The 26,509-nt window shown below is 70.3% G+C and carries 27 protein-coding genes; 15 read left to right on the top strand and 12 right to left on the bottom strand.

The window, feature by feature from the left end; genetic code table 11:
* Nucleotides 1-32: 32 nt before the first annotated feature.
* The 4 genes from treS to ubiM all read left to right on the top strand — a co-directional run bounded on the left by treS (nt 33) and on the right by ubiM (nt 6,220).
* Nucleotides 33-3,422, top strand: a complete 3,390-nt coding sequence (gene treS / locus LWW96_RS07420) for a maltose alpha-D-glucosyltransferase (RefSeq protein WP_291485525.1) — start codon at nt 33-35, stop codon at nt 3,420-3,422.
* Between the two features lie 36 nt (nt 3,423-3,458).
* A complete protein-coding gene (locus LWW96_RS07415) occupies nt 3,459-4,190 on the top strand; it encodes a hypothetical protein (RefSeq protein WP_291485524.1) in 732 nt (243 codons plus the stop codon).
* Nucleotides 4,191-4,306: 116 nt separating this feature from the next.
* The gene (locus LWW96_RS07410) at nt 4,307-4,744 is read left to right on the top strand and encodes a hypothetical protein (protein ID WP_291485522.1); all 438 of its coding nucleotides are present in this window, start codon (nt 4,307-4,309) and stop codon (nt 4,742-4,744) included.
* Between the two features lie 195 nt (nt 4,745-4,939).
* The gene (gene ubiM / locus LWW96_RS07405) at nt 4,940-6,220 is read left to right on the top strand and encodes a 5-demethoxyubiquinol-8 5-hydroxylase UbiM (RefSeq protein WP_291485520.1); all 1,281 of its coding nucleotides are present in this window, start codon (nt 4,940-4,942) and stop codon (nt 6,218-6,220) included.
* A gap of 75 nt (nt 6,221-6,295) precedes the next feature.
* Here ubiM and LWW96_RS07400 read toward each other — a convergent pair whose 3' ends face one another.
* Together LWW96_RS07400 and LWW96_RS07395 are read right to left on the bottom strand one after the other, a co-directional pair.
* Nucleotides 6,296-7,180, bottom strand: coding sequence for a class I SAM-dependent methyltransferase (locus tag LWW96_RS07400; protein WP_291485518.1), 885 nt, complete (start codon nt 7,178-7,180; stop codon nt 6,296-6,298).
* A gap of 335 nt (nt 7,181-7,515) precedes the next feature.
* Nucleotides 7,516-8,265: a zf-TFIIB domain-containing protein gene (locus LWW96_RS07395; RefSeq protein WP_291485516.1), complete on the bottom strand. Its 750-nt coding sequence runs from the start codon at nt 8,263-8,265 to the stop codon at nt 7,516-7,518.
* A 142-nt stretch (nt 8,266-8,407) separates the two neighbouring features.
* Here LWW96_RS07395 and LWW96_RS07390 point away from each other — a divergent pair, with 142 nt between their 5' ends.
* The 4 genes from LWW96_RS07390 to LWW96_RS07375 all read left to right on the top strand — a co-directional run bounded on the left by LWW96_RS07390 (nt 8,408) and on the right by LWW96_RS07375 (nt 13,205).
* Entirely contained in the window at nt 8,408-9,718 is a 1,311-nt protein-coding gene (locus tag LWW96_RS07390) for a solute carrier family 23 protein (RefSeq protein WP_291485514.1), read from the top strand.
* Between the two features lie 138 nt (nt 9,719-9,856).
* Nucleotides 9,857-11,386, top strand: coding sequence for an acetyl-CoA hydrolase/transferase family protein (locus LWW96_RS07385; protein WP_291485512.1), 1,530 nt, complete (start codon nt 9,857-9,859; stop codon nt 11,384-11,386).
* A gap of 184 nt (nt 11,387-11,570) precedes the next feature.
* Nucleotides 11,571-12,722 (top strand): ABC transporter substrate-binding protein, encoded by a 1,152-nt coding sequence (locus LWW96_RS07380; protein WP_291485510.1) that lies wholly within the window; start codon nt 11,571-11,573, stop codon nt 12,720-12,722.
* A gap of 60 nt (nt 12,723-12,782) precedes the next feature.
* Nucleotides 12,783-13,205, top strand: coding sequence for a hotdog fold thioesterase (locus LWW96_RS07375; protein WP_291485509.1), 423 nt, complete (start codon nt 12,783-12,785; stop codon nt 13,203-13,205).
* A gap of 286 nt (nt 13,206-13,491) precedes the next feature.
* Here LWW96_RS07375 and LWW96_RS07370 read toward each other — a convergent pair whose 3' ends face one another.
* Both LWW96_RS07370 and LWW96_RS07365 read right to left on the bottom strand, forming a co-directional pair.
* The gene (locus tag LWW96_RS07370; protein WP_291485508.1) at nt 13,492-14,061 is read right to left on the bottom strand and encodes a cob(I)yrinic acid a,c-diamide adenosyltransferase; all 570 of its coding nucleotides are present in this window, start codon (nt 14,059-14,061) and stop codon (nt 13,492-13,494) included.
* A 120-nt stretch (nt 14,062-14,181) separates the two neighbouring features.
* Nucleotides 14,182-14,625 carry a hypothetical protein gene (locus LWW96_RS07365; protein ID WP_291485506.1) on the bottom strand — a complete coding sequence of 148 codons (444 nt, stop codon included), beginning with the start codon at nt 14,623-14,625 and terminating at the stop codon, nt 14,182-14,184.
* Nucleotides 14,626-14,986: 361 nt separating this feature from the next.
* On the opposite strand from LWW96_RS07365, the gene LWW96_RS07360 reads away from it, so the two are divergent.
* Nucleotides 14,987-15,346: an EF-hand domain-containing protein gene (locus tag LWW96_RS07360; protein ID WP_291485504.1), complete on the top strand. Its 360-nt coding sequence runs from the start codon at nt 14,987-14,989 to the stop codon at nt 15,344-15,346.
* A gap of 146 nt (nt 15,347-15,492) precedes the next feature.
* Here LWW96_RS07360 and LWW96_RS07355 read toward each other — a convergent pair whose 3' ends face one another.
* The 5 genes from LWW96_RS07355 to LWW96_RS07335 all read right to left on the bottom strand — a co-directional run bounded on the left by LWW96_RS07355 (nt 15,493) and on the right by LWW96_RS07335 (nt 19,861).
* Nucleotides 15,493-15,951 (bottom strand): DUF2752 domain-containing protein, encoded by a 459-nt coding sequence (locus tag LWW96_RS07355; RefSeq protein WP_291485502.1) that lies wholly within the window; start codon nt 15,949-15,951, stop codon nt 15,493-15,495.
* On the bottom strand, nt 15,923-16,495 hold the full coding sequence (locus LWW96_RS07350) for a hypothetical protein (protein WP_291485500.1): 573 nt from the start codon (nt 16,493-16,495) through the stop codon (nt 15,923-15,925). The genes LWW96_RS07355 and LWW96_RS07350 overlap by 29 nt, the downstream gene beginning before the upstream one ends.
* Nucleotides 16,496-16,584: 89 nt before the next feature.
* The gene (locus LWW96_RS07345) at nt 16,585-18,093 is read right to left on the bottom strand and encodes a carboxylesterase family protein (RefSeq protein WP_291485498.1); all 1,509 of its coding nucleotides are present in this window, start codon (nt 18,091-18,093) and stop codon (nt 16,585-16,587) included.
* Nucleotides 18,090-19,088 carry a tripartite tricarboxylate transporter substrate binding protein gene (locus LWW96_RS07340; RefSeq protein WP_291485497.1) on the bottom strand — a complete coding sequence of 333 codons (999 nt, stop codon included), beginning with the start codon at nt 19,086-19,088 and terminating at the stop codon, nt 18,090-18,092. The genes LWW96_RS07345 and LWW96_RS07340 overlap by 4 nt, the downstream gene beginning before the upstream one ends.
* 98 nt (nt 19,089-19,186) lie before the next feature.
* Nucleotides 19,187-19,861, bottom strand: coding sequence for a TetR family transcriptional regulator (locus LWW96_RS07335; protein WP_291485495.1), 675 nt, complete (start codon nt 19,859-19,861; stop codon nt 19,187-19,189).
* 168 nt (nt 19,862-20,029) lie between these two features.
* Between LWW96_RS07335 and LWW96_RS07330 the strand changes: the two genes are divergently transcribed.
* The 4 genes from LWW96_RS07330 (at nt 20,030) to LWW96_RS07315 (ending at nt 23,968) form a co-directional block, all read left to right on the top strand.
* Nucleotides 20,030-21,454 (top strand): FAD-linked oxidase C-terminal domain-containing protein, encoded by a 1,425-nt coding sequence (locus LWW96_RS07330; RefSeq protein WP_291485493.1) that lies wholly within the window; start codon nt 20,030-20,032, stop codon nt 21,452-21,454.
* A gap of 96 nt (nt 21,455-21,550) precedes the next feature.
* Entirely contained in the window at nt 21,551-22,096 is a 546-nt protein-coding gene (locus LWW96_RS07325; protein WP_291485491.1) for a DUF4256 domain-containing protein, read from the top strand.
* An 88-nt stretch (nt 22,097-22,184) separates the two neighbouring features.
* The gene (locus LWW96_RS07320) at nt 22,185-23,048 is read left to right on the top strand and encodes a class I SAM-dependent methyltransferase (RefSeq protein WP_291485489.1); all 864 of its coding nucleotides are present in this window, start codon (nt 22,185-22,187) and stop codon (nt 23,046-23,048) included.
* Nucleotides 23,049-23,344: 296 nt separating this feature from the next.
* Nucleotides 23,345-23,968: a hypothetical protein gene (locus tag LWW96_RS07315; protein ID WP_291485486.1), complete on the top strand. Its 624-nt coding sequence runs from the start codon at nt 23,345-23,347 to the stop codon at nt 23,966-23,968.
* Nucleotides 23,969-24,034: 66 nt separating this feature from the next.
* On the opposite strand, the gene LWW96_RS07310 is transcribed toward LWW96_RS07315, so the two are convergent.
* Both LWW96_RS07310 and LWW96_RS07305 read right to left on the bottom strand, forming a co-directional pair.
* Nucleotides 24,035-24,379 carry an antibiotic biosynthesis monooxygenase gene (locus tag LWW96_RS07310; protein WP_291485484.1) on the bottom strand — a complete coding sequence of 115 codons (345 nt, stop codon included), beginning with the start codon at nt 24,377-24,379 and terminating at the stop codon, nt 24,035-24,037.
* A complete protein-coding gene (locus LWW96_RS07305; RefSeq protein ID WP_291485482.1) occupies nt 24,376-24,720 on the bottom strand; it encodes an NIPSNAP family protein in 345 nt (114 codons plus the stop codon). Before LWW96_RS07305 ends, LWW96_RS07310 begins: the two co-directional genes overlap by 4 nt.
* A gap of 92 nt (nt 24,721-24,812) precedes the next feature.
* Here LWW96_RS07305 and LWW96_RS07300 point away from each other — a divergent pair, with 92 nt between their 5' ends.
* Nucleotides 24,813-25,538 (top strand): winged helix-turn-helix domain-containing protein, encoded by a 726-nt coding sequence (locus LWW96_RS07300; protein WP_291485480.1) that lies wholly within the window; start codon nt 24,813-24,815, stop codon nt 25,536-25,538.
* Nucleotides 25,535-25,858, top strand: coding sequence for a YnfA family protein (locus LWW96_RS07295; protein WP_291485478.1), 324 nt, complete (start codon nt 25,535-25,537; stop codon nt 25,856-25,858). Before LWW96_RS07300 ends, LWW96_RS07295 begins: the two co-directional genes overlap by 4 nt.
* Here LWW96_RS07295 and LWW96_RS07290 read toward each other — a convergent pair.
* The gene (locus tag LWW96_RS07290) at nt 25,855-26,424 is read right to left on the bottom strand and encodes a BON domain-containing protein (protein ID WP_291485476.1); all 570 of its coding nucleotides are present in this window, start codon (nt 26,422-26,424) and stop codon (nt 25,855-25,857) included. The two genes, LWW96_RS07295 and LWW96_RS07290, sit on opposite strands and share 4 nt — an antisense overlap.
* Nucleotides 26,425-26,509 lie beyond the last annotated feature (85 nt).

The following is a 26,509-nucleotide window of genomic DNA, read 5'->3' as shown; positions in this document are numbered from 1 at the left end:
CGAACCAGCAACGCCCGAGGGACCGCACCACCATGGATGCTCTTTCCGCCCCCACCATGCACCCGCTGCCGGCCGACCCGGCGGCGGCGCTGCCCGAGCCCGGCCCTGGCCTGGTGCCGGAGACGCCCGAGATCGACACCACGGACGACCCGCTGTGGTACCGCGACGCGGTGATCTACCAGCTCAACGTCAAGGCCTTCTTCGACAGCAACAACGACGGCGTGGGCGACTTCAAGGGCGTGACGGCCAAGCTCGACTACGTGAAGGACCTGGGCGTCAACACCATCTGGCTGATGCCCTTCTACCCCTCGCCGCTGCGCGACGACGGCTACGACATCTCCGAGTACGAGGACGTGCACCCGCAGTACGGCACGCTCGCGGACTTCAAGGAGATGCTGGACGCTGCCCATGCGCGCGGCCTGCGCGTGATCACCGAGCTGGTCATCAACCACACCTCGTCGGAGCACCCGTGGTTCCAGCGCGCGCGGCGCGCCCCGCCCGGCTCGCCCGAGCGCGACTTCTACGTGTGGAGCGACACCGACCAGATCTACCAGGGCACGCGCATCATCTTCACCGACACCGAGACCTCCAACTGGGCCTGGGACCCGGTGGCCAAGGCCTACTACTGGCACCGCTTCTTCAGCCACCAGCCGGACCTGAACTTCGACAACCCGGCCGTGCTGGAGGCCGTGTTCAAGACCATGCGCTTCTGGCTGGACCTGGGGGTGGACGGCTTCCGGCTCGATGCCATTCCCTACCTGGTGGAGCGCGACGGCACCAGCAACGAGAACCTGCCCGAGACGCACGCCGTCATCAAGAAGCTGCGCGCGGCCATCGACGCGCAGTACCAGAACCGCTTCCTGCTGGCCGAGGCCAACATGTGGCCCGAGGACGTGCGAGAGTACTTCGGCGACGGCGACGAGTGCCACATGGCCTACCACTTCCCGCTGATGCCGCGCATGTACATGGCCATCGCGCAGGAGGACCGCCACCCCATCGTCGAGATCCTGCAGCAGACGCCCGAGATCCCCGACGGCTGCCAGTGGGCCATCTTCCTGCGCAACCACGACGAGCTGACGCTGGAGATGGTGACCAGCAAGGAGCGCGACTACATGTACACCATGTACGCCGCCGACCTGCGCGCGCGCATCAACCTGGGCATCCGCCGGCGGCTGGCACCGCTGATGGAGAACGACCTGGACCGCGTGAAGCTCATGAACGGCATGCTGCTGTCCATGCCCGGCTCGCCCATCATCTACTACGGCGACGAGATCGGCATGGGCGACAACGTGTTCGTGGGCGACCGCAACGGCGTGCGCACCCCCATGCAGTGGAGCCCCGACCGCAACGCCGGCTTCTCGCGCGCGGACCCGCAGCGGCTGTACCTGCAGCCCATCATGGACGCCATGTACGGCTACGAGGCGCTGAACGTGGAGGCGCAGGCGCGCGACCAGAGTTCGCTGCTCAACTGGACGCGCCGCATGCTGTCCGTGCGCAAGACCAGCCATGCGTTCGGCCGCGGCCGCCGCACCTTCCTCAAGCCCGGCAACCGCAAGATCCTCGCGTACCTGAGCGAGTACGAGGACGACGTGATCCTCACGGTGTTCAACCTCTCGCGCGCGGCGCAGCCCGTGGAGCTGGACCTGTCGGCCTACAAGGGCCGCGCGCCGGTGGAGATGCTGGGGCGCGTGACGTTCCCGCCCATCGGCGACCTGCCCTACCTGCTCACGCTGCCCTCCTACGGCTTCTACTGGTTCCGCCTTTCCGCCGAGGCCCAGATCCCGCCCTGGCACCAGGACGGCCTGGACCTGCAGGAGCGGCCGGTGCTGGTGCTGTTCGACGGCTGGACCAGTTTCTTCCGCGACCGCGTGATGCCCTGGCGCATCGGTATGTCGGAACGCATGCGCACGCAGTTCGAGACCGACACCCTGCCCCGCTACCTGGAGCTGCAACGCTGGTACGCGGGCAAGGGGCAGGCCGTGCAGCGCGCCCGCATCGAAGACCACGCCGTGTGGGCCGAGGACGGGCACGAGTGGATGCTGCCGCTGCTGGCCGTGGACAGCGGACAGGACAGCGCCACCTACTTTGTTCCCCTGGCGCTGGCCTGGGAGGAAACCGACGAGGAGCGCATGAAGCGCCTGGCCCCCAGCGGCCTGGCGCGCGTGCGCCAGCAGGCCAATGTCGGCGTGATGGGCGACGCCTTCCATGACGAGGCGTTCTGCCGGGCGGTGGTGCGCGCCATCGGCGCGGGCCGGGAAATCGCCACCGAGCGCGGCCGCCTGCGCTTTCGGGCCACGTCGGCCTTTGCCGGGCTGGCGCCGGATGTGGACGCGCTGCCCGTCAGCCGCCCCAGCGGCCAGAGCAGCAACACGGTGGTCACGCTCAACGAGACGCTGTTCCTCAAGGGCTACCGGCGGCTGCGCCCGGGCGTGAACCCCGAGCTGGAGGTGGGCCGCTTCCTGACCGAGGTGGCCCGCTACCCCCACTGCGTGCCGGTGGCGGGCGCCCTGGAGTACACGGCCCACGACGGCACGCAGATGACGCTGGCGCTCGTGCAGTCGTACGTGGCCAACCAGGGCGACGGCTGGGACTACACGCAGGGCTACCTCACCCGCTTCCTGCAGGACATCCGCCTGGCGCCCGAGGCCGTGCCGGCCGAGGTGCATGGCGGCTACCTGGCCCTGGCCGCCACGCTGGGCCAGCGCACCGCCGAACTGCACCGCGCGCTCGCACTGCGCACCGGCTACCCCTCGTTCGACCCCGAGCCCCTGACCGCGCAGGACCTGCAGGGCTACCGCCTGCGCGCCACCACCGAGGCCGGCAGCACGCTGGCGCTGCTGGAGCACCACCTGGACGCGCTGCCACCGGCCGCGCAGGCCGACGCCCAGGCCCTGCTGGCACGCCGCAGCGCCCTGCTGGAGCAGCTGCAGGCCGCGGCCACGGAGCCGGCCGCCGGCGTCAAGACGCGCTACCACGGCGACTACCACCTGGGCCAGGTGCTGGTGGCGGGCAACGACTTCGTGGTCATTGATTTCGAGGGCGAGCCCGGGCGCACCTTCGAGGAACGCCGCGCCAAGGGCCCGGCCCTGCGCGACGTGGCCGGCATGCTGCGCTCGTTCAACTACGCGCGCTGGGCCGCCCTCAAGCACGCGTCCCAGAGCACCGAGGAGCTGCTGCGCCTGGACGCCGCCGTGCAGCAGTGGGAGCAGGCGGTGCGCGCCGCCTTCCTGGGGGCCTACACCGCCAGCGCCCCGGGCAGTGCCGCCGCGCAGCGCCTGGAGGAGCCCGGCGGCCTGCTGCGCCTTTTTGAGCTGGAAAAGGCGCTGTACGAGCTGCGCTACGAGCTGAACAACCGCAGGGACTGGGTCCAGGTGCCGCTGCAGGGCATTCTGGCCCTCATTGGCGCGGCGCCCGGGCCGTGAGGCGGCCTTCTTCCCCTTCCAACCCGAGACACACCCATGGACAACTTTGGTATTCACCTGGAGCCGGCGCGGGCCATGCTCTACCAGGTGGGGGCATTCCTCCCGCGCGTGCTGATCGCCTTGCTGGTGGTGCTGGGCGGCTGGCTGCTGGCCAAGGCGGCACGCTTTGCCGTGACGCGCGGCCTGCGCGCCATCAACTTCAAGGTGCTGACCGAGCGCGCCGGGCTGGACGCGTTCCTGCGCCAGGGCGGCATGGAGGGCGACACCACCTCGCTCTTCGGGCTGCTGGTCTACTGGCTGGTGCTGCTGGCCGCGCTGCTGGTGGCCTTCAATGGCCTCGGGCTGAGCTACGTGACGGCCTTGCTCAGCCGCATCGTGTGGTTCCTGCCCAATGTGTTTGTCGCCCTGCTGGTGCTGGCCTTCGGCGCGTATTTCGCGCGGTTCATGGGCAACACCGTGGCGGCCTATTGCCGGCGCCTGAAGCTGCCCGACGCCGCGCTGCTGGGCAGCCTGGCGCAGGGGGGCATCGTGGTGTTCGTGGTGCTCATCGCGCTGGACCAGCTGCAGGTGGGCGGCAGCATCGTGCGGCAGACCTTCCTGATCCTCCTGGGCGGCGTGGTGTTTGCCGTGGCGCTGGCGTTCGGCCTGGGTGGCAAGGACTGGGCCGCGGACCGCATCGAAAGCTGGTGGCCCCGGCGCCCCCGGCCCGGCCCGCCCGGCGATGCCCCGCCCCGCCCGCCGGACGACCGGGGGGGACCGCTGCCGTAGGAACTTGTTCACGTTCCTGCAAGGTCCGCGCGGTCTATGATGCGCAGCCCGCCATGCCGCACCGCCCGCCCCGGGCGGTGCGCTGGCCCTTCTCGCGCCCACCCTTCCGTTCGTCCATGCAACTGCTTTCGACCGCCTGGCCCGCCCTGGTCTGGGCCCTGCCCGCCCTGGTGCTGATCTCGGCCCTGGCCTTCCTGGTGCGGGGCGACCGCCGCGCCGCCGGGCATCTGCTGGCCCTGCTGGCCTGCTTCCTGATCGGCGCGCTGCTCATGGAATTCTTCACCTTCATGGCCGCGCGCGTGGCCCGCCAGGGCAGCGCCGCGTCCCAGCCGGCGCTGGGCTCCGGCACGCTGGCCCTGCTGGAGACCACGCTCAACCGCCGCTCCCTCACCGCTCCCGCGCTGTCGCTGCCGGCCGTGGCCACCTACGCCGTGGGCGCGGCCTACCTGTGGCTGCTGGTGACCTGGGGCCTGCACCTGCGCGGCAAGAAGGCCGGCAGCGGCGGCCGCAAGAAGCCCGCCGCCAAGGGCGCCCGCAAGCCGGCCCGCAGCTGACGGCAACGGCTTGGAGGCATTTTGGCCTCCAGCGCCCGTGCAGAAAGCGCGAGCAGCTACTCAAAATATAGCAACCTGTGCGCCGCGCTGCCGCGCCGCATTGACGCAGGGCAAAGCCCGGGGCGGCGGCTGTGCCCACAATGGCGCTCCGCACACCACAGCGCCCCCCCACCGCCGGGGGCCGCCGCCTTTTTCATGACGACTCCCGACAGCGACGTCCTCATCGTCGGTGCAGGCCCGGCGGGCCTGTCGCTGGCCACCTCCCTGGCGCAAGCCGGGTTCACCGCCACCGTGGTCGAGCAGCAGTCGCAGGCCGCGCTGGCCGACCCCGCCCCCGATGGCCGCGAGATCGCGCTCACGCACCCCAGCCGCGCCACGCTGCAGCGCCTGGGCAGCTGGGCCGCGCTGGCCCCCGGCGAGGTGGGCGAGATCACGCAGGCCCAGGTGCACGACGGCCCGCTGGGCGGCCACAGCGCGCTGCAGCTGGACGCCCCTTCCGCGGGGCCCGGGGTGCTGGGCTTCATCGTGCCCAACCACGCCCTGCGCCGCAGCGCCTACGACGTGGCGGCGCGCACCGCCGGCGTGCGCATTCTCGCCGGGACGCAGGTCACGCGCGTGGCCGCGCTCTCCACGCATGCCGAGCTGGACTGCGTGCCGGCCGGCGCCGCCCCCGGCACAGCCGCGCAACGCCTGCGCGCGCCGCTGCTGGTGGCGGCGGACAGCCGCTTTTCCGCCACCCGGCGCCAGCTGGGCATCGGCGCGCAGATGACCGACTTCGGCCGCACCGTCATCGTCTGCCGCATGCGCCACGCCCAGCCGCACGGCGGTGTCGCGCACGAGTGCTTTGGCTACGAGCGCACGCTGGCCGTGCTGCCCCTGCCGGATGCGCCCGTGGGGCATGCCCTGTGCTCCGTGGTGGTCACCGCCGGCTCGGCCGACGCCGCGGCGATGATGGCCCTGGCCCCCGAGGACTTCGCCGCCCAGGTGCAGGCGCAGTTCGACGGCCGCCTGGGCCCCATGGCCCTGGTGGGCGAACGCTTTGCCTACCCGCTGGTGGCCGTGTACGCCCAGCGCTTTGCCGGCCTGCGCTGTGCGCTGCTGGGCGACGCGGCCGTGGGCATGCACCCCGTCACCGCGCACGGCTACAACCTGGGCCTGGCCGGCGTGGAGCGGCTCACCGCCGCGCTGGTGGAGGCCCGCCAGCAGGGGCAGGACCTGGGCAACCCCGGCGCGCTGGACCGCTATGCGCGCGAACACCACCGCCACGCCTGGCCCATCTACCAGGGCACCAACGCCATCGTGCGCCTGTACACCGACGCCCGGCCCGTGCCCCGGCTGCTGCGGCAACTGGTGCTGCAGGGCGCCCGGCGCCTGCCGCCGCTGCAGGCGGCCATCGTGGGCCAGCTGACGGGCAAGCCGCCCGGGTGGCTGCAGGTGCTGGGATCGCGGCCAGCGGTAGCGCTTCAAAAACCATAGCTGCTTGCGCTTGCCTGGATTGGCCTGCAGGCATTTTTCGCCCCCATCCATCACGGCGGGGGGCGCCAGTGCCGGTCAGTCCTCCACCCCCAGGGTGGCCAGGCCGTACAGCGGCGCACCCAGCCAGGGGCGCGTGAAGGCGTCCAGCGCCAGCCCGGCCCATCCATAGCACTCCGACACGCTCTGCTCGCGCAGCAGCGTGAGACGCGGGTGCGCGCCGGCCAGCTCGGCCATGCGGCCCACGCCCCAGTGGAACTCGGCCCCGGTGGACGCCAGGCTGGCATGCACGCGGGCGCGGCCCACGGCCTGGCGCGTGACGGCATCGAGCAGCAGGCGCGAGCCCGGCGGCGCGTGCTCGGCAAACTCCGCCAGCACCGCCTGCACCTGGGCCGGCTGCAGGTACATGAGCACGCCCTCGCACAGCACCAGCACGGGCTGCGCGGCGGCGCCCTGCGCAAGACCGAGCCGCTGCCACCAGCCCAGCTGGGTCAGGTCCACCTGCGCATGGCGCTGGCGCGGGCAGCGCGGGGAGAGCAGCGCTTCGCGCAGCGCCATCACGGCCGGCAGGTCAGCATCCAGCCAGTGGTTGGCCCCCGTGTCGAGCCACTGGAAGTGGTGCGTCAGGCCGCACCCCAGGTTCACGCCCAGGGCTTGCGGGTGCTCGGCAAAGAACGCGCGGCCCGCGGCCTTGAGGGCCTGGGTACGCCACAGCACGTTGAGCACGGTGGGCAGGTCGTCCAGCGTGGCCGTGGCGTCGGCGCCCAGCTGCGCCCACAGCCGGGCGGCCACGGCGTCGCCGCATTCCAGCCACGGGAAATAGCGCCCGCCCAGGGCCCGCGCGGCCAGCGGGATGAGCAGCGTGCCGGGCACGGGCGGCAGCTGGGCGCGCGCCAGCAGATCGGGGGCGGGGCACGGGGCACCGGGTGGGCGGACACGGCGTCGGCTGCGGGGGGGCGGCACGGGTCTCCTCCTCCTGTGGCCGATGGCGCCACGGTGGTTGCTGTTGCGGCGTGCGGTGCAGGGCCCGCGCCGGTTTTCGCGCCATTGTGGGCCGACCGCGGGGCAATGCAACCCATGCCCGTCAGGCGGCATGGAATTAGGGCGACGTTGGATAAGTCGCCACGATGCGGCGGGCCCTGGATCGGGATGGGTTGCAAGGCGCAAACCGCAGCGATAGCCGTAGCTATCGCGAGGATTTGCAACGCCGCAAACCGTCCTGAGCCAGGGATGCGCCGTACGGGGAGGCTTGTTCAGCGTTGCCTTAGGGCGCGAAGGCTGGGCGCGGCCCGGGCGGATCAGTCCTTGACCAGCGCCCACACCAGCGCCACCCCGGCGGCCAGCAGGTCGCCGGTGAACGACACGTCGTCGGCGCTGCTGGCGCTGCTGAAGGCGCGCTGCTGCCGCTCGCGCTCGGCGCGGGCGTGGTCGCGTTCCAGGGCCACGAGCGCATCGCCGATGTCCACGGGCGGTGCGGCAGCCCCCGCCAGCCGGGCTCGGGCGCCGGCCTGCGCGTAGCCTTCCATGGCGCGCACCACGGCGTCGGGATCGATCAGCGAGAACGCGGCGCGGCAGTAGGGGCAGGCGTGGTCCTTGCGGATGTCCACCGGAGCGCCGCAGCTGGTGCAGTAGATGGCACCGACGCGTTTGGCCAGGTCGTCGATCTCGGGCCGCGTCATGTGCCGCACGAAGCCCTTCTCCACCATGAACGACGAGAACGTGCTGAAGCGCCCGTGCTGGCGCGCGCAACGGTAGACCATGTACCGGCCGCTGCGCACCACGTCAAAGCCCCGGGCCAGCGAGGTGTCGCAGCGGGGGCAGGCCATGCGCTCGGGCAGGGGGTGGTGCTGGTCTGCGCGGTGCTCGTGCAGCAGCCGGAACAGCTCCACCACGGCACGGGGCGAGAGCTTGAGGTTCTCGTGCCGGTCGAACCACAGCCCCTGGCAGGCAAAGCAGATGTCCAGCTCCAGCTCGGGGCCCATGTTGCTGGCAAACCGGTGGACCTGCATGGGCTGGCGGCAGGAGGGGCAGGACGGCAAAGCAGGCATGGCGGCGGCAGCGTGGGGCGCTGGGGGGCGGGCGGGCCTGCATCGTACCCCGCGCGCGCCGGTCTGGCGGGGCTTGGGGAGGCCCGCGGGCGGCCTGTGGGGGACGGTAGCATCCACGCCTCAACCACAAGGAACCGACAACATGGGATTGATGAACTGGCGCGTGAAGAGCGCCGAAGTGCTGCAGCAGGGGGGCGTGATTGCGCCGGACGAGCGGCTGCCGTGGCCGCAGACGGCTGTGATGGGCGTGCAGCACGTGATTGCGATGTTTGGCGCCACGGTGCTGGCGCCCATCCTGATGGGCTTTGACCCCAACGTGGCGATCCTGATGAGCGGCATCGGCACGCTGATCTTCTTCCTGGTCACGGGCGGCAAGGTGCCCAGCTACCTGGGCTCGAGCTTTGCGTTCATCGGCGTGGTGATCGCGGCCACGGGGTATGCGGGCAAGGGGGCCAACGCCAACATCGCGGTGGCGCTGGGCGGCATCATCGCCTGCGGCCTGGTCTACACGCTGATCGGGGTGCTGGTGCAGGCCGTCGGCACGGGCTGGATTGAGCGCTTCATGCCGCCGGTGGTCACCGGGTCCGTGGTCGCGGTCATCGGCCTGAACCTGGCGGGCATCCCCGTCAAGAACATGGCGGCCAGCAACTTCGACAGCTGGATGCAGCTGGTCACCTTCGTGAGCGTGGGCCTGGTGGCCGTGCTCACGCGCGGCATGGTGCAGCGCCTGCTGATCCTCGTGGGTCTGATCGTCGCGAGCCTGCTCTACGCGGTGTTCACCAACGGCCTGGGCCTGGGCAAGCCCATCGACCTCTCGGCGCTGGCCAACGCCTCCTGGGTGGGCGTGCCCAACTTTGCGGCGCCGGTGTTCGACGGCAACGCGCTGCTGCTGATCGCGCCCGTGGCCATCATCCTCGTGGCCGAGAACCTGGGCCACATCAAGGCCGTGACGGCCATGACCGGCCGCGACCTGGACCGCTACATGGGCCGCGCGTTCATGGGCGACGGCATTGCCACCATGGTCAGCGGCAGCGCGGGCGGCACGGGCGTGACCACCTATGCCGAGAACATCGGCGTGATGGCCGCCACCAAGATCTACTCCACCGCGGTCTTCCTGCTGGCGGGGGTGTTTGCGCTGGTGCTGGGCTTCAGCCCCAAGTTCGGGGCACTAATCCAGACCATTCCCCTGCCGGTGATGGGCGGGGTGTCCATCGTGGTGTTCGGCCTGATCGCGGTGGCCGGGGCCAAGATCTGGGTGGACAACCGGGTGGACTTCTCGCAGAACAAGAACCTGATCGTCGCGGCCGTCACGCTGATCCTGGGCACGGGCGACTTCACGCTCAAGTTCGGCCAGTTTGCGCTGGGCGGCATCGGCACGGCGACGTTCGGCGCCATCCTGCTCTACGCCCTGCTGAACCGCGACAGCCGCGCCACGGCGCCCGGCGGGCATTGAACGGTACGCACGGCCCCCGCCCCGGGCACGGGGCGGTGTAAGGGTTAACCCCGGTATTTGTAAGAAACGGTCGCTAGGATCGCTGGTTTTGCCAAGGGCCGCGGGTGCGCGGCCTGCCACTAGAGCGGAGTTTTTCACATGTCCCTGGCCGATCGGGTGCTGTACCCCGACTTTCTCTCCCGCATCATGTCTGCCGACGAGGCAGCCGCCCTGATCCCCGCCGGCGCCCACGTGGGCATGAGCGGATTCACGGGGGCTGGCTACCCGAAGGCGGTGCCCGGCGCGCTGGCGCGGCGCATCGAAAGCCTGAACGCGCAGGGCAAGGGGTTCAAGATTGGCCTGTGGACCGGCGCCTCCACGGCGCCCGAGCTGGACGGCGCGCTGGCCCAGGTGGACGGCGTGGAGATGCGCCTGCCCTACCAGTCCGACCCCACGGTGCGGCGCCAGATCAACGCCGGGCAGATGCAGTATGTGGACATCCACCTCTCGCACGTGGCGCAGTTCGTGTGGTTCGGCTTCCTGGGCAAGCTGGATGTGGCGGTGGTCGAAGTGGCGGGCGTGCTGCCCGACGGGCGGCTGATCCCCTCGTCCTCCGTGGGCAACAACAAGACGTGGCTGGACCAGGCCGACAAGGTCATCCTGGAGGTGAACACCTGGCACAACCCCAAGCTGGAGGGCATGCACGACATCTACTACGGCACCGACGTGCCGCCGCACCGCAAGCCCATCCCGATGACGGAGCCGAACCAGCGCATCGGCGAGCCCTACCTGCGCTGCGACCCGTCCAAGGTGATCGCCGTGGTGATGACCGACAAGCCCGACCGCAATTCGGTCTACGCCGCGCCGGACGAAACGTCCAACCGCATCGCGGCCCACATCATCGACTTCCTGCAGCACGAGGTGAAAAAGGGCCGCCTGCCCAAGGACCTGCTGCCGCTGCAGTCGGGCGTGGGCAACATTGCCAACGCCGTGCTGGCCGGGCTGAACAGCGGGCCGTTCAAGAACCTGACGGCCTACACCGAGGTGCTGCAGGACGGCATGCTGGACATGCTGCGCTCGGGCACGCTGGCCAGCGCCTCGGCCACCGCGCTGTCGCTGAGCCCCGCGGCCATGCAGGACTTCAATGACCGCATCGACTTCTACAAGGAGCGCCTGGTGCTGCGCCCGCAGGAGATCAGCAACCACCCCGAGCTGATCCGCCGCATGGGCCTGATCGCGATGAACGGCATGATCGAGGCCGACATCTACGGTAACGTGAACAGCACCCACGTGATGGGCTCGGCCATCATGAACGGCATCGGCGGCTCGGGCGACTTCGCGCGCAACGCCTACCTGTCGATCTTCATGACGCCGTCGCTCGCCAAGAACGGCGCCATCTCGTGCATCGTGCCCATGGCCTCGCACGTGGACCACACCGAGCACGACGTGCAGATCCTCGTCACCGAACAGGGCCTGGCCGACCTGCGCGGCCACTCCCCCACGCAGCGCGCCGAGATCATCATCAACCAGTGCGCGCACCCGGACTTTCGCCCCGCCCTGCATGACTACGTGGCCCGCGCCCGCAAGACCGCCGTGGGCCAGCACACGCCCCACGTGCTGGGCGAGGCCCTGTCGTGGCACCAGCGCTACGTCGAGACGGGCAGCATGCGCCAGAACCAGCCGGCCTGACAGCGGCGCCCGGCCATCCCGCAGATTCCCCAGGCGCCAAAGGGGCTCTGCAAGGTTCACAAGCCCTGGCTAGAATAAGGGTTAACCCTAGGTTCACATTCCCGGGGTTCCCTTTTTCGAGTCCTCCCAACCAGCCCCGACGGGGCTGGTTGTTTTTTGTCTGCCCGCTTTTTTCTGTTCCACCATGCAACGACGCCAGTTCACCCAATCCCTTGTGGCCGCCAGCGCCGGCCTGCTGCTTGCCAATGCCTCCCGCGCCGTGGGCGTGCAGGACCCGATGGACGCCAAGACCGTGAGCATCGGCTGCTCGCTTGGCCTGTCGGGCGCGCTGGCCAGCCTGGGCAAGGAGCTCAAGCAAGGGCTGGACGCGGGCATTGCCCAGGCCAACGCGCGCGGCGTCCATGGCCGCGAGCTGAAGCTGCTGGCCCTGGACGACGGGTACGACGCCGCCCGGTCGGAAGACAACGCCCGCAAGCTGATTGCCGACGGCAGCGTGGTGGCCCTGATCTCCTGCATGGGCACGGCCAACAACCAGCGCATCCTGCCCCTGGTGGACGAGGCGCAGATCCCCTACGTGGCACCCCAGAGCGGCGCCAATTCGCTGCGCAAGGCGGAGTACCGCTCGGTGTTCCACGTGCGCGCCAGCTATTCCGACGAGGCGCAGCGCCTGGCGCAGAAGCTGGTGGCCATGGGCATCACCGACCTGGCCATCGTGTACCAGGACACGGCCTTCGGCCGCGAGTTCCTGGCCGACGTGAACGCCGCGCTCAAGGCGGCCAGCCTGCAGGCGCCCAAGGCGTTCAAGCTCGACAACCAGGGCGCGCAGGTGGCCGACGTGGTGCGCCAGGCGGTCGCCGCCAAGCCCATGGCGGTGCTGCTGGGCACGGCCGGCGATGTCTCGGCGGCGCTGGTGAACGAGTTCAAGAAGGTGTCGCCCAGCACGCCGCTGGCCGCCACCAGCGTGGCCCTGTCCGGGGACAACCTGCGCCAGCTGGGCGGCAAGGCGGCCGGCATTGCCCTGTCGATGGTGCTGCCCGACGCCGGACGCACCAGCGTGGCGCTGGTGCGCGACTACCAGCGGGCCATGAAGGCGGCAGGCTTCCAGGAGTTCTCGGCGCGCAGTTTCGAGGGCTACGTGAACGCCCGCGTGCTCACCGAAGGCCTGGAGCGCGCCGGCCGCGACCTCACGCGCGCCAAGCTGCGCAACGCGCTGGCCGGCATCCGCGGCAACGACCTGGGCGGCCTGCTCATCGACTATGCCGGCGGCGCTCCCTACGTAGGGTCGCGCTTCCTGGACCTGGGCGTGCTGGGCGCCAACGGTCGCATGGTGGGCTGACCGCCCCGCCGGGCGGCGGCACAATGGCCGGTTTCCTCCGTTGCGACCGACACCACCACCATGCCCCTCTGGAAAAAACCCATCGACCTGGCCCTGCTGAAGGCCGCCAACCGCAACACCGCCGTCGAGCACCTTGGCATTGAGTTCACCGAGGTGGGCGACGATTTCCTGCGGGCCCGGGTGCCCGTGGACCATCGCACCATCCAGCCGTTCGGCCTGCTGCACGGCGGGGTCAGCGTGGTGCTGGCCGAATCGATGGGCTCCACCGGCGCCTACTACGCCCTGCCCGAGGGCTACCGCGCCGTGGGCCTGGACATCAACGCCAACCACCTGCGCTCGGCCACCAGCGGCTGGGTGACGGGCACGGCCCGGCCGGTGCACATCGGGCGCACCACGCACGTCTGGCACATCGACCTGCACAACGAAGCCGGGGAGCTGACGTGCGTGTCGCGGCTGACGATGGCGATCCTGGCGCCGAGGTAGGGGGCATCCCCCTGAGGCACTTCGTGCCTTCCCCCTTCTCTCGAATCGCTGGCGCGATTCGGGAAGGGGGACGCAGCCCTCGCTGCGGGGCGGCCCTTGCTTGGCTGCCCTGGTCTGGCCCGCGCCCTGCGCCAAAGGCGGGGGCAACGTGGCCGATGGTTGCCAGCCCAACGCAAGAGGAGCCCCCCTCCCCATCCGTTCGGGCTGAGCCTGTTGAAGCCAGGGCACGGCAAAACCCCAAGCCAAATCGCCCTCCAGCGCTTGCTGGATAAGCGCTAGCAGCTATCTATTCAGTAGCATCCTGCTGCGCCAGGCGCTCGCTTTTCCAGTACACGTCGTCGCCGCCGTCCATGCGGTTGAGCACGCGGGCGAGGACGAACATCAGGTCGGAGAGGCGGTTGAGGTACTGGCGTGGGGCGTCGTTCAGCGCCTCTTCGTTGCCCAGGGCCACCACGGCGCGCTCGGCGCGGCGGGCGACGGTGCGGCAGACATGGGCCTGCGCGGCGGCGCGGGTGCCGGCGGGCAGGATGAACTCCTGCAGCCGCGGCAGCGCGGCGTTGTGCTGGGCCAGCGCCTCGTCCAGGGCCAGGACGGCTTCGGGCTTGAGCAGCTCATAGCCGGGGATGGACAGCTCGCCTCCCAGGTTGAACAGCTGGTGCTGGATTTCGACCAGCAGCGCGCGCACACCGTCGGGCAGCCGCTCGCACAGCAGCAGGCCGATGTGCGAGTTCAACTCGTCCACGTCGCCCAGCGCGTGGATGCGCAGGCTGTTCTTGGATACGCGCTGGTTGTTGCCCAGGCCGGTGGTGCCGGCGTCGCCCGTGCGCGTGGCGATCTGTGTGAGTCGGTTGCCCATGGTCTGCTTGCGAGATGGAAGGGCGCCATTGTCGTCCAGCCCCCCGGAAAAAAGCCCCGCCGGCGGTGGGTGCACGGCGGGGCTGCGGCGGGCGGTGGGCCCTGCCACAGGGCTTGCTGTTTAGTGAACCATCGAGGGGTTGCGGTTGTACTTGTCCAGGTCCGCCGTGGACACGCCGGCGGCGCCGGGCTTCATGCTGTTCCACGCGTTGGCGTGGTAGGTGTCCCATTCCTGGCGCGACACCATGCCGTCGCCGTTGCTGTCCATCAGCCTGGCGTTCACCCGGGCATCGGCCTTGGCAGCGGCCTTGCCGCCCGAGGCGCTGGGGTTGATCTCGGCCACCGGGGCACCGCGGCCGTCACCCTTGGCCGGGTCCATGGGGGCTGCCGAGTTGTTCGCGGCACGCTGGTCCACGCGGTTTTGCGCATTGGCGGCGGCGGGCCCGCCCGACGCGGTGGGGCTGACCTCCGACGGCGGGCGCGACGCGTTGCCGGCGGGTGCCTGGGCCAGGGCGGCGGTGCAGGCGAGAGCGGCCAGCGCGGCCAGGGCGGTTTGCTTGTTCATAAAAGGCTCCTTTCCGTTTCAGTTCACGAAGAACGACAACCAAAAAATGGATGAAAAAACCTCCCGAAGCGGAAGGCTGAACACCCATTGTTGGAGCCGCGCAGGCCCCGGGCTGTAGGACATCCGCCGCGGTGCCGGTCGTCCGGGGGCCAGCCGGCGTGCCGCCGCCGCGCCTGCGCACCCTGCCCGTGCAGACTTACGTTGGGGTACAGATTTGCAGCATTGCTCTACACAAGCGGCGCCTGCGGTTACATGGCGCTGGCATTTGTTGGCGTGCGCAACAGCCGGCAAGAGTGCTGGTCTTGCGGCCACTGCTGCAGTGCAATGAACGCCTGTTCAACTTCAAAGGAGCCCCGCTTCCATGAAAGCACAGCAACGACGCATTTCCTCGTTTGACAGCCGCAGCGTGATGCTCTTCGCCGCCCTGGCGCTGGGTGGCGCCGGGGCACTGCAAGCCCAGGCGCAAGGCGCCGCCAGCGGTGGCAGCAAAAGCCCCGCAGCGCAAGGGTCGGACGCGCCCTACTCCTACGGCCCGGGCACCGGCAACCCGTCGCGCGCCGCCACCAACGCCTTCAACCGCGCAGACGCCGACAAGGACGGAAAGCTCAGCGAGCAGGAAGCCACGCAGCTACCCGCCATCAGCCAGCGTTTCAAGGAACTGGACACCGACCGCAACGGATCGCTGTCGCCCACCGAATTCGAGAAAGGTCTTTTGAGCTGACGCCCCGCCCACCCCCGCGCGCTGCAGCCCGGGAGTGCCGTTGGAATGGAAGCCGCCAGCGGGCCATTGGGGTCCGCGGCCCACGGCCCGCGAGCAGCGGGCCCTTTGGCGTGGGGCGCGCGGCAACCCGGCGCCGCAGCGCCGCGCTATGCCAGCCCGGCCAGGCGCGCCAGCCAGGACACCAGCAGCCCGCCCCCGACCACCGCCAGCACCGCCGGGTGCCACCCGGGCCAGCGTGCCGCGCGGCGGCGGCCACCGAGGCCCTCGGCCCCTGCCTGGCTGGCGGCCAGCAGCAGCCACACCAGCAGCACCAGCGCCCCCGGGTTGGCCGCCCACGCGCCCGCCACGTCCCCCTGCACCAGCGCCGCGCAGGCGTGCGTGCCGCCGCACAGCGGGCAGGGCAGGCCCGTCAGCGCCCGGAACCCGCAGCCCCAGCCCCGGTCTCCACCCGCCTGGCGCAGCCACCACGGCGTGGCCGCCATGGCCAGCGGCACGCCCAGGCCCAGCGCCAGCCGCAGCGCACGATCAGCCCGCTGCAGCGGTGGCCCGGCGGTTGCCGCGCCAGCGCGAACGTCGTCAGAGCGGGGGAAGTGCGACGGGTTCATCGCCCACCAGCTGGCGTGCCATGTAGTACGAGCCGATGGTGGACAGCGGCAGCGTCAGCAGCGCGCCCACCCAGCACAACAGAAAACCCAGCGACCCCACGATGCCCAGCACCAGCGAGCAGACCAAGGCCGAGCCCAGGTTCTTCGTCACGATGCTCCAGGCCTGGCTGAAAGCCGCCACCCCGTCGCGCTCGCCGCGCGCCACCAGGTACAGGGCCACGGGCGGCAGCGCCATGACCAGCAGGCCCGGAATGAAGCACAGCATGAAGCCCAGCGACACGACCAGCGAGCTGATGAGGCCGGCCACAAAGGCGGGCACGAAATCGTCAAAGCCCCGGAACACGTCGCCGATCTGCACCGCCTCGCCGCGCGCCTCGCGCTCGATCATGCGCATGTAGCCCACCACCATGGGCCCGGCCAGCAGGCCGGCACTGATGCCGGCCACCACCATCACCAGCAAGGTGCACACCACGTGGGTGAGGACGTTTTTCTTGAAGGTGCCCCAGGCACCGGACAGACAATCTCCCACACTGGCTGAAGCCATGGCAATCCCCCTCTCTTGGATGTGCAGCAAACACTGCCCGGGCAGTGTAGCGAGCGCATCGCGCGGCTGCTACCCCGGCGTGGCACGCGTCAGAGAAGGCCGTCCCAGAGCTGAAAGCGCGCGGGCTGCGGGTGCGGCGCGTACAGGCCCGTGTCACCAAAATGCTGAACCGCTGGCGGCGCAGCCCCATACGGCGCCCAGCCGGGGTCTCCGCCGCGGGCAAACGCCACCCAGGCCAGTTGCATGGCCTGCGACAGCGCCGCGGGCGGCGTGGCTCCGGTGAGTTCCTGCCCCGCCGTGGTGTGGAGGTTGCCCAACACGAACGGCAACTCCACCCCGTGCGCCGCACCCAGCCGCCCGCGCCACTGGGGGGATGGCCAGGCGAACTCGTAGCCATGCGCGCTGCGGGCCCAGCGCTGGGCCAGCGCGGCGATGCGCTGGGCGGGCACGCGGTAGTAGTAATCGGACTGGAGCGCGCACAGCACCTCGCCGGGCGTGCGCTGCGCGGGCGGCAGCATGCCGCGCAAGGCCTCGACGGCGCTGCCTTGCAAGCCCACTTCGTGCGCGAAGGATTCCACCTGCGCTTCGGTCACGCGGTCGATGGCGCCGCCGGGCACGTGGTACAGGCGCATCTCGTCGGCGTTGCACCCCGCCAGCACCTGCAGGTCCGGCGGTTGGGCGGCCCACTGCTGCGCGAGCGCCTGCAGCGGCGGTGCGGCCAGCACCTGCCCGTCCACGACCGGCCGCAGGGGGAAGAAGTTGCGCCCGCCCAGCCCGTGCTGCAGCCGCAGGGCGGGGTCGGACGCCAGCCGGTGCACCGCGTGCAGCACCGCTGACTGCGGCGCGGCGCCCAGCGCCGCGAGGCTGGGCTCCACGCCCGCCAGTGCGGCCACGGCGTGCCGCGCAGCGGCGGCCTCCTGCAAGGTCTGGCAGGCCACGCTGGGGCTTTGCAGGATGGCGCGCTGCACCAGCCCGCGCGCAGCGGGCAGGCCCAGCAGGCAAGCCAGCGCGCCCGCCCCGGCCGACTGGCCGAACACGGTGATGCGGGCCGGGTCGCCGCCCCAGGCCGCGACGTGGTCGCGCACCCACTGCAGCCCGGCCAGCAGGTCCAGCAGCCCCCGGTTGGCCGGCGCGGCGTGCTCCTCACCCTCGAAATGCAGAAAGCCGTCGATGCCCAGCCGGTACTGCAGCGACACGAACACCACGCCCTGCAGCGCAAACGCGGCCCCGTCGTACAGCGGCTCGCTGGCCGCCCCGCGAAAGAAGCCGCCGCCATGCACCCACACCATGACGGGCAGACCCGCGCCAGGCCCGGCGGGCGGTGCCCACACGTTGGCGGCCAGGCAGTCCGCGGCGCCCAGCGGGGGCGCATCCGCGCGCGCGGTGCGGGCCAGCTGCGGCGCCATGGGCGCAAAGGCCGTGGCATCCCGCAGGCCGGACCAGGGCAGCACCGGCACGGGCGCCGCAAAGCGCAGCGCACCGTGCGGCGCCTGGGCATACCGCACGCCGCGAAACACCCGCACGCCCTGGTCCCACACGCCCTGCAGTTGCCCACCATGCGGCAGCGTGACGGTGGGTACCGCTGTTCCGCCCGTCATTCCGTCGCCAGGCCCAGCTTGTCGATCAGCGGGCGCCAGACGGCCGCATCACGCGCCGCCCAGGTGCGCGCGTCGCCCGGCACCGACGGCGTGAGCGTGACGTTCATGGCCTCCAGTCGGGACTTGTAGTGCGCGTCGCCCGTGCGGCATTTTTCGGTGGCGGCGTTGAGCCGGTTCAGCAGCTCGGGCGGCGTGCCGGCCTTGGCGACCACGGCAATCCACGCGGGGCGCGCCAGGTCGCTGGCGCTGGGCAGCGCCTCGGCAATGGTGGGCACCTCGGGCAGCAACGCCGAGCGCTGGGTGCCAAACAGAGCCAGCGGCACCAGCTTGCCGGCCTTGACCTGCGCAGCGGCTGTGCCGATGACCAGTGTCATCGCATGGATCTGCTGGCCCATGAGGGCGGTGAGCCCCGCGCCCTCGCCCACAAAGGGCACATGGGTGCCCGGCACGCCCAGCCGCTCGATGAGCGCCGAGGTCAGCAGGTGGGCGGGGCTGCCCCGGCCCGGCGAGCCGAAGTTGATGCCGCCGGGCGTGGACCGGGCCAGCTTCTGCAGGTCCGCCAGGGTGGCAATGCCCTGCCCCGCGGGCACCGCCAGCACCAGCGGCGACGTGCCCAGCACGGCCACGCCGTCGAAGTCGCGCAGCGGGTCATAGGGCTGCTGCTTGTAGACGTAGGGCGTGATGCTCATCTGCGACATGCCGATGCTCAGCAGGTTGTAGCCATCTGCAGGCTGGGCCTTGAGGTAGTTGACGGCCAGGATGCCGTTGGCCCCGGGCTTGTTCTGCACCACCACGGGCTGGCCCAGTTCACGCGCAGCGCAGTCGGCCCACACGCGGGTCATCGCGTCCGAGCCGCTGCCGGGCGGCTGCTGCGCGATGAGCTGGATGGGTTTGGCCGGGTAGGCCGCAGGCTGCTGCGCCTGGGCGCTGCCAGCAGCGCAGGCCAGCGCGGCGAGCGCGAGGAGGCGCGGAGCGCGCGTAGAGGCTGAGGTCATGGTGTGTCTCCTGTTGGTGTTTTATGCGAGGGGCGCTCGGGTTGAGTAACGTGCAGGCGGGAGATGCCGCGCACCCCACGGGCAGACAAAGAAGGGCGTCAGCGGCGGCGTGTGTGCGCCTTTGTAGGCGTAGCAGAGGCTTCGCACCGGGCGGCAATCCAGTCGGCCAAGCAGTCCAGTTGTGCCTCCTGGGCAGCATCGGGCACGGTGGGCGGTGCGGGTGCAAAGAGCTGCAGCAGGCCCAGGCCGCGCAGCGACGACAGCACCAGGCCCAGCAGGCCGTCACGGTCGGGCATGGCCGCCAGCTCAGGGAAGGCGTTGAAGAAGCCGTCGTGCATGCGCGCCTGCACGCTCCGGCGCAGCTCGGCGATGTGGCCCAGCACCTCCGGCTGATTGCGGCAGCCCAGGTAGATGTTCCACGCCACGATGAAGCGCGGCTGCGCATACACCAGGCTCCACACCGCCTGCACAAATTTCGCAGCCCGCTCGCGCGCCGGCAGCGCGGGGCTGGGCCACAGCTCGCCCGAGCGCACGGTGGACTCGATCAGCTCGCTCAGCACGTTCATCATCAGCACCGCCTTGGACGCAAAGTGGTGCTGCACCGCTCCGGAGGTCATGCCCGCCGACTTGGCCAGCTCGTGGATGGACATCTCCTCCAGGCTGCGGCGCTGGATCACGTCGATGGCCGTGGCAATCAGGTGCTGGCGCGTGGCGGCGCTGCGCTCGGCATGGGTGCGGCGCGCCCCGGCCTTGGGGGAAACACGGTGGTTCATGGCGCTTTCACAATATACATTTCAAACGTAATGTATTTAGGCGGATGCTGACCAGCAAGCCCGTGAATACCCGCACCCCTCAGCGGGCCCAAGGTGGATCACCCCGAGCTGCCCGCGGGCCGAACCTAGAATGCTTCTCATTGACCGCCCTCACCGGAGACACCCACCATGAACGCCCCCACCGCTGCCGCCCACCTGCTGCCTGAAATCCAGCTGCGCGACGTGCCCCAGGCCCTGATCGATGCGCTGCAGGCCCGCTTTGGCGCGCAGTGCTCGCTGGCCCAGGCCGTGCGCGAGCAGCACGGGCGCGACGAAGGCTCGCTGCAGGCCCCGCCGCCCAGCGCTGTGGTGTTTGCCGAAAGCACGCAGGACGTGGCCGACCTGGTCAAGCTCGCCAGCCAGTACGAAGTGCCCGTGATCCCGTACGGCGCCGGCTCGTCGCTGGAGGGCCACCTGCTGGCCGTGCAGGGCGGCATCAGCATCGACGTGAGCCGCATGAACCGGGTGCTCAGCATCAATGCCGAAGACCTGACGGTGACCGTGCAGCCCGGCATCACGCGCAAGCAGTTGAACGACGCCATCAAGGACACCGGCCTGTTCTTCCCCATCGACCCGGGCGCCGACGCCAGCATCGGCGGCATGGCCGCCACGCGCGCCAGCGGCACCAACGCCGTGCGCTACGGCACCATGCGCGAGAACGTGCTGGCGCTGGAGGTGGTGACGGCCAGCGGCGAGGTCATCCGCACCGGCACCCGCGCCAAGAAAAGCAGCGCGGGCTACGACCTCACCCGCCTGCTGGTGGGCAGCGAAGGCACGCTGGGCATCATGACCGAGATCACCGTGCGCCTGTACCCGCTGCCCGAGGCCGTGAGCGCCGCCATCTGCTCCTTCCCGAGCATCGAGGCGGCCGTGCGCACCGTGATCCAGACCATCCAGATCGGCGTGCCGATTGCGCGCGTGGAGTTGATCGACCGCCACACCGTGCGGATGGTGAATGCGCACAGCAAGCTCAATCTGCGCGAGGAACCCATGCTGCTGATGGAGTTCCACGGTTCGCCCGCCAGCGTGAAGGAACAGGCCGAGATGGTGCAGGACCTTGCCAGCGAATTTGGCGGCCAGGCCTTTGAGTGGGCCAGCACCCCCGAGGAGCGCACCCGCCTGTGGACCGCGCGGCACAACGCCTACTTTGCCGCCGTGCAAAGCCGCCCCGGCTGCCGCGCCATCAGCACCGACACCTGCGTGCCCATCAGCCGCCTGGCCGACTGCCTGCTCGAATCGGTGGACGAAGTCGAAGCCAGCGGCATCCCCTACTTCCTCGTCGGCCATGTGGGCGACGGCAACTTCCACTTTGGCTACCTCATCGACCCCCACAGCGCCGAAGAACGCACCCAGGCCGAAACCCTGAACCACACCCTGGTCGCCCGCGCCCTCAGCATGGGCGGCACCTGCACCGGCGAACACGGCGTGGGCGTGCACAAGATGGGTTTCCTGCTGGACGAGACCGGCACCGGCGCGGTGGACATGATGCGCGCCATCAAGCGCGCGCTGGACCCGAAGAACATCCTGAATCCGGGGAAGATTTTTGCGCTGTAGGCCGGCGCCTTGAGCGCCCCGCAAGCCGAAACGACGCATCAGGCACGCCCCGCGAATGCGGGTATCCCGCAACACCATTCCCGCAGGTTGCACCCCATGAAGGCACCCGAACGCCACGAACTGCTGGCCGTGCTGAAGGCGCGATTCGACGCACACATGCAGCGCCACCCGGGCATTGCCTGGGCGGAAGTGCTGGCGCGGCTGGAGGGCAAGCCCGATGCGCTGCAGTCGCTGCACGCCATGGAGGCCACCGGGGGAGAACCCGATGTGGTGGGGCGTGCCGACGGCACGGCGGAGATCCACTTTTGCGATTGCTCCCGCGAAAGCCCGGGCGGCCGCCGCAGCCTGTGTTACGACGCGCAGGCGCTGGACGCGCGCAAGGAGCACAAGCCGCAGGGCAGCGCGGTGGCCATGGCGGCGGACATGGGCGTGGAGCTGCTGACGGAAGCGCGCTACCGCGCCCTGCAGGCGCTGGGCGAATTCGATACCAAGACGTCGAGCTGGGTGCAGACGCCCGGCGACGTTCGGGCACTGGGCGGCGCGCTGTTTGGCGACCGCCGCTACGGCAGGGTGTTCGTGTACCACAACGGGGCATCGTCGTACTACGCGGCCCGGGGATTTCGCGGCTGGCTTGCCGTGTGAGCGGGGCGGTGCGCGATGCGAGAAGGCCGCGGTGGCGTGCGGTCACGCACTGCGGTGATGTGCGGCAGGCGTTTTTGAGGATGGGACCATGATCAAGTACTCCTTTGCCACCAGCGCCACGCAGGTGGCCCGCCCGCCGGCCCCGGCCGCCGCGCCTGCGTCGCCCTTGCCGGGCGAGTTGATCGACTACCAGGCCTGCCCCTTGTGCGCCAGCCAGGCCCTGGCGCCGCTGTGCAGCGCGGACTGCTCGCACCACCCCCGCTACAGCCCGGAGCTGTCGCGCACGATGCACTGGAGCCGCTGCGCGGCCTGCGGCCATGTGTTTCGCAGCGGCTACTACACCGATGCGGCGCTGAAGGTGGTGTTTCGCGGGACCAACGAATCGCAGGTGGTGGGCTACGACCTGGAGCGCCAGCGCTATGTGTCGGCGCAGATGATCGAGAAGGTGCTGCCCTACCAGAGCCACGGCACCTGGGTGGATGTGGGCTTTGGCAACGCGTCGCTGCTGTTCACGGCGCAGGAATACGGGTTTGAGCCGGTGGGGCTGGACCTGCGCCAGCAGACGGTGGACGAGCTGCGCAAATGGGGCGTCAGCGCGCACTGCCAGGACGTGGCGCAACTCGAACTGCCCCGGCCTGCCAGCGTGGTCAGCATGGCGGATGTGCTGGAGCACATGCCGTTCCCCAAGGTCGGCCTGGGCGCCGCCCACCGGCTGCTGCAGCCCGGGGGCGTGCTGCTGGTTTCCATGCCCAACCGGGGTTCGACCGTGTGGAAGGCGCTGGACGCCGCGAACGCCAACCCGTACTGGGGCGAGATCGAGCACTACCATAACTTCGACCGCGAGCGGCTGTATGCGCTGCTGGCCGAATGCGGCTTTGAGCCCGTGCGCTACGGCATCAGCCAGCGTTACCGCGTGTGCATGGAGGTGGTGGCGCTGAAGCTGCCGCGGTAGGCAGACGCCAGAGCGTTGATTTTTCTCATGCCCACGTTGCGGGAGCCAATCCAGGCCCTCGCCGCTTGAGCGCCCGGGCGGTATTCTTGCTGCTGCGACCTGCGAAGCCGAAGCGAGGGTCCTGCACGAGCGATGCGCAGACGTCACGGGGCTGGGCAGTGGGCCGTAGCGCAGGCGCGCCAGCGTCTTTGCTGCGGCGGTGCGCCTTGCGCGGACGTGTCTTGCAGAGTGCACTGCGCATGCGTTCGCCCCACACCCACGATGGCCGCCACGCGCAACTCACAGAGGGAGGAACCATGGACAGCAGGAAGAAGCGCTCGTTGGAGGCCTTGTACCAGTCGATGGAGACGGAGGAAATCGAGCGACGCCTGGCCGGTCAGGATTTGACCGACATCGCGCGCGAGGTCGCCGCAGCGGTGCTTGTGGCCCGGCGCACGGAACCGGTGCCGGCAGCGGCGGCGCTGTGGGAAGGCACCGAGGACGACAACGATGGCTATGGCGCCAAGCTGGTGGCACTGATCGCCGGAACGCTGCTCTTCAGCGCCATCATCTGGGCCGTTCTGCCCAGGGCGGTTGCGATCCTGCTGATCATCTCCGTATCGCTCCCCACCCTCGCCACAGTGATCGGCAAAGCCGCGCCCGTGCCCGCCCAGATTTTTGGCTGGATCTTCCTGGCAACGCCGCTCTGGCTTGGCGCGATCATGTGGCACCGGGGCGATCTAGCGTGGAAGGCGGGCGACTTCCGGCCGCTGGAGTCGCTCATCGCATGGATCGTGCTGGGTTTCCTGTCCATGGTCGGCATGGCGATTGGAAGTGCGCTCATCGCGGGTGCGCAGCACGGGGGTCGTTGGGCAGAACTGGCACAGGCGCTGGAGGAACGCAAACGGCGCGCGCTGGAGTCCGTGCAGCGGCTGGATTGAGGTCACCGCCGCAGCCTCTGTGCGGGGACCCTGCTTGCGCACGGGCCGTCGGCCCAGCTCAGCCGGCTACCCATGCACGGCGCGCGAATCCGCCGGCGCTTGCGCCCGCTCATGCAGGCCGTAGTCGCGCACCACGGCGGCCACGCGCAGGCGGTAGTCGTCAAAGATGCCGGCCCGGCCCGCGCTTTGGGTGGCGCGGTGCGCCTCCTGCTGGCGCCAGCGCGCCACGGCGGCCTCATCGCGCCAGAAGGACAGCGACAGCAGCTTGCCGGGAACGCTGAGGCTCTCGAACCGCTCGATGGCGATGAATCCGTCGATCTGCTCCAGCATCGGCCGCAGCGCGGCGGCGGCGTCCAGGTAGGCGCCGCGCTGGCCCGGCGCGGGCTGGACCTCGAAGATCACGGCCATCATGCGCCTGCCTCCTGCGGGTGCGCCGGCAGGCCCAGCGTGCCCTGCACGCCCTGCGTGAACGTGCGTTCCTCGCGCAGGATGAAGCGCTTTTCCTGGGCCATCGCAAAGTTGGCGCGGCCCTCGGGGTCGGCCCGCAGGCGGGCGCGGTAGGCCTCGTAGGCGGCCAGCGAGTCAAAGCCGATCAGGCCCCAGGCCTCGTAGTTGCTGCCCTCGTGCGGCAGGAAGTAGCCCAGCAGGTGGCCGCCGCAGCGGGGAATGATCTGGCCCCAGCGGCGCGCGTACTCGGCGAACAACTCGCGCTGGAAAGGGTCGATTTCGTAGCGGATAAAGCAGGTGATCATGGTGTTCCGAAGTTTTTGGACAGGCTCTTGGGTTGGCAAGGGCTTCACGATAGGCTGTTGACGGGCACCGATGGTTCGCCCAAGATCGAACCATGAAAGATGGCCCCCACATCGCGCGCATTGCCGCGCTCATCGGCGACAGCGCGCGCGCCGAAGTCCTCACCGCGCTGATGGCCGACCGCGCCCTCACCGCCACCGAGCTGGCCGATGTGGCCGGCGTGACCAAGCAGACCATCAGCGCCCACCTGGCCAAGCTGACGGACGCGGGCCTGGTGGCCGTGGAAAGCCAGGGCCGGCACCGCTACTTCCGCCTGGCCGACCGCGACGTGGCGGCCCTGCTGGAATCGCTGATGAACGTGGCCTTCCGCGCCGGTGCGGTGCGCCTGCGCGCCAGCCCGCGCGAGCCGGCCCTGCGCCGCGCGCGCATGTGCTACGACCACCTGGCCGGCGAGGTGGGCGTGCAGTTCTACGAGTCGCTAGTGCGGCAAGGGCTGCTGCAGGCCACGCCCCAGGGCGCGGCAGTCACCGATGCGGGCGCGCAGTGGTTTGAACAGGTGGGGATCGACACCAACGCCCTCGCCCACCAGCGGCGCGCGCTGTGCCGCCCCTGCCTGGACTGGAGCGAGCGGCGTCACCACCTGGGCGGCGCACTGGGCGCGGCGTTGCTGCAGCGGCTATTCGACGGTGGGTGGGCGCACCGCGCCGGGGACTCGCGCGTGGTCCAGTTCACACCCCGGGGCGAACTGGCGCTGCGCGAATGGCTGGCTGGCACTGCCCCGGCCGCCGCATCCACCCCGCAAGGCACGCGCGCAGCATGAAGACCTTGCTGCTGTTCATTGCGACCGCAGTGGCCGAAATCGTGGGGTGCTACCTGCCCTGGCTGTATCTGCGGCACGGCAAGCCCCTGTGGCTGCTGCTGCCCGCAGCGCTGAGCCTGGCGCTGTTTGCGTGGCTGCTCACCTTGCACGACACGGCCGGCGCGGGCCGCGTGTACGCGGCCTATGGCGGGGTCTACATCGGCGTGGCGCTGGCGTGGCTGTGGGTGGTGGATGGCATTCGGCCCACCGCATGGGATGTGGCGGGCGTGCTGGTCGCGCTCGCCGGCATGGCGATCATCATGCTGCAGCCGGGGCGCTAAGGCACTGCGAGGCGGTACCGCACCCCTTCGCGTGCCGTGCCCACCTGCAGCAGGTTGACCACGCCCATCACATCGTCGACCAGCCCCACGGCCTTCTCCATCGCCTCGGCCTGCTCCGGCGACTGCACGCAGCCCATCAGCGTGACCAGCCGGCGCTCGCCCAGCACCCACACGCTGGTGTCGCCAAACCGCCCGTCCTCGCGCAGGTACAGCTGCACGCGCGGGATGATCTCGGCGTCGTAAAGGTACGAGTTGGGCAGCCGGCAACGGCCCACGCGGTAGCAGCTGCCGCCGTGCTGCGCGCGCACGTGGGCCAGCTCGCGCACCTCGGATGCGGTGTACAGCGGCCCCTCGGGCACGGGGCACGCAGGCAGGGCGTTGGTGACCTGCACGAAGGGGTCGTTGAAGGCGTTGGTGCGCGCTACAGCGGCCGCAGCCGCGCCCTGCTGTGCCCACCCGGCCCAGGGCAACGCAGCGACCAGCCCCGCGGCCACCGCGCCGAGCACGGGGCGCAGCAGCGGCCGCGCGGCGCTGTGCTGCGGGGACGGGAGTGAGGGCTTTTTCATGGGCACAGGCTCCGGCGGAGTGGGCCTGCTGCGCACCACCAAACGCGGCGTTGGACTGCAGAGCCCGGTTTCACGGGCCGCCATG

The sequence above is a fragment of the Acidovorax sp. genome (assembly GCF_021287135.1).
Classification (GTDB): Bacteria; Pseudomonadota; Gammaproteobacteria; order Burkholderiales; family Burkholderiaceae_C; genus Acidovorax.
This window is presented reverse-complemented; position numbering and strand designations above follow the sequence as displayed.

Bases quoted from the DNA above. Each gene is read 5' to 3' on its own strand.
- LWW96_RS07365 (WP_291485506.1), bottom strand. From the start codon at position 14,625: ATGAACAAGCAAACCGCCCTGGCCGCGCTGGCCGCTCTCGCCTGCACC.
- LWW96_RS07305 (WP_291485482.1), bottom strand. From the start codon at position 24,720: ATGATCACCTGCTTTATCCGCTACGAAATCGACCCTTTCCAGCGCGAG.
- LWW96_RS07355 (WP_291485502.1), bottom strand. From the start codon at position 15,951: ATGAACCCGTCGCACTTCCCCCGCTCTGACGACGTTCGCGCTGGCGCG.
- LWW96_RS07320 (WP_291485489.1), top strand. From the start codon at position 22,185: ATGATCAAGTACTCCTTTGCCACCAGCGCCACGCAGGTGGCCCGCCCG.
- LWW96_RS07350 (WP_291485500.1), bottom strand. From the start codon at position 16,495: ATGGCTTCAGCCAGTGTGGGAGATTGTCTGTCCGGTGCCTGGGGCACC.
- LWW96_RS07325 (WP_291485491.1), top strand. From the start codon at position 21,551: ATGAAGGCACCCGAACGCCACGAACTGCTGGCCGTGCTGAAGGCGCGA.
- LWW96_RS07295 (WP_291485478.1), top strand. From the start codon at position 25,535: ATGAAGACCTTGCTGCTGTTCATTGCGACCGCAGTGGCCGAAATCGTG.
- LWW96_RS07380 (WP_291485510.1), top strand. From the start codon at position 11,571: ATGCAACGACGCCAGTTCACCCAATCCCTTGTGGCCGCCAGCGCCGGC.
- LWW96_RS07370 (WP_291485508.1), bottom strand. From the start codon at position 14,061: ATGGGCAACCGACTCACACAGATCGCCACGCGCACGGGCGACGCCGGC.
- treS (WP_291485525.1), top strand. From the start codon at position 33: ATGGATGCTCTTTCCGCCCCCACCATGCACCCGCTGCCGGCCGACCCG.
- LWW96_RS07300 (WP_291485480.1), top strand. From the start codon at position 24,813: ATGAAAGATGGCCCCCACATCGCGCGCATTGCCGCGCTCATCGGCGAC.
- LWW96_RS07345 (WP_291485498.1), bottom strand. From the start codon at position 18,093: ATGACGGGCGGAACAGCGGTACCCACCGTCACGCTGCCGCATGGTGGG.
- LWW96_RS07315 (WP_291485486.1), top strand. From the start codon at position 23,345: ATGGACAGCAGGAAGAAGCGCTCGTTGGAGGCCTTGTACCAGTCGATG.
- LWW96_RS07375 (WP_291485509.1), top strand. From the start codon at position 12,783: ATGCCCCTCTGGAAAAAACCCATCGACCTGGCCCTGCTGAAGGCCGCC.
- LWW96_RS07335 (WP_291485495.1), bottom strand. From the start codon at position 19,861: ATGAACCACCGTGTTTCCCCCAAGGCCGGGGCGCGCCGCACCCATGCC.
- LWW96_RS07360 (WP_291485504.1), top strand. From the start codon at position 14,987: ATGAAAGCACAGCAACGACGCATTTCCTCGTTTGACAGCCGCAGCGTG.
- LWW96_RS07290 (WP_291485476.1), bottom strand. From the start codon at position 26,424: ATGAAAAAGCCCTCACTCCCGTCCCCGCAGCACAGCGCCGCGCGGCCG.
- LWW96_RS07340 (WP_291485497.1), bottom strand. From the start codon at position 19,088: ATGACCTCAGCCTCTACGCGCGCTCCGCGCCTCCTCGCGCTCGCCGCG.
- ubiM (WP_291485520.1), top strand. From the start codon at position 4,940: ATGACGACTCCCGACAGCGACGTCCTCATCGTCGGTGCAGGCCCGGCG.
- LWW96_RS07310 (WP_291485484.1), bottom strand. From the start codon at position 24,379: ATGATGGCCGTGATCTTCGAGGTCCAGCCCGCGCCGGGCCAGCGCGGC.
- LWW96_RS07415 (WP_291485524.1), top strand. From the start codon at position 3,459: ATGGACAACTTTGGTATTCACCTGGAGCCGGCGCGGGCCATGCTCTAC.
- LWW96_RS07330 (WP_291485493.1), top strand. From the start codon at position 20,030: ATGAACGCCCCCACCGCTGCCGCCCACCTGCTGCCTGAAATCCAGCTG.
- LWW96_RS07385 (WP_291485512.1), top strand. From the start codon at position 9,857: ATGTCCCTGGCCGATCGGGTGCTGTACCCCGACTTTCTCTCCCGCATC.
- LWW96_RS07395 (WP_291485516.1), bottom strand. From the start codon at position 8,265: ATGCCTGCTTTGCCGTCCTGCCCCTCCTGCCGCCAGCCCATGCAGGTC.
- LWW96_RS07390 (WP_291485514.1), top strand. From the start codon at position 8,408: ATGGGATTGATGAACTGGCGCGTGAAGAGCGCCGAAGTGCTGCAGCAG.
- LWW96_RS07410 (WP_291485522.1), top strand. From the start codon at position 4,307: ATGCAACTGCTTTCGACCGCCTGGCCCGCCCTGGTCTGGGCCCTGCCC.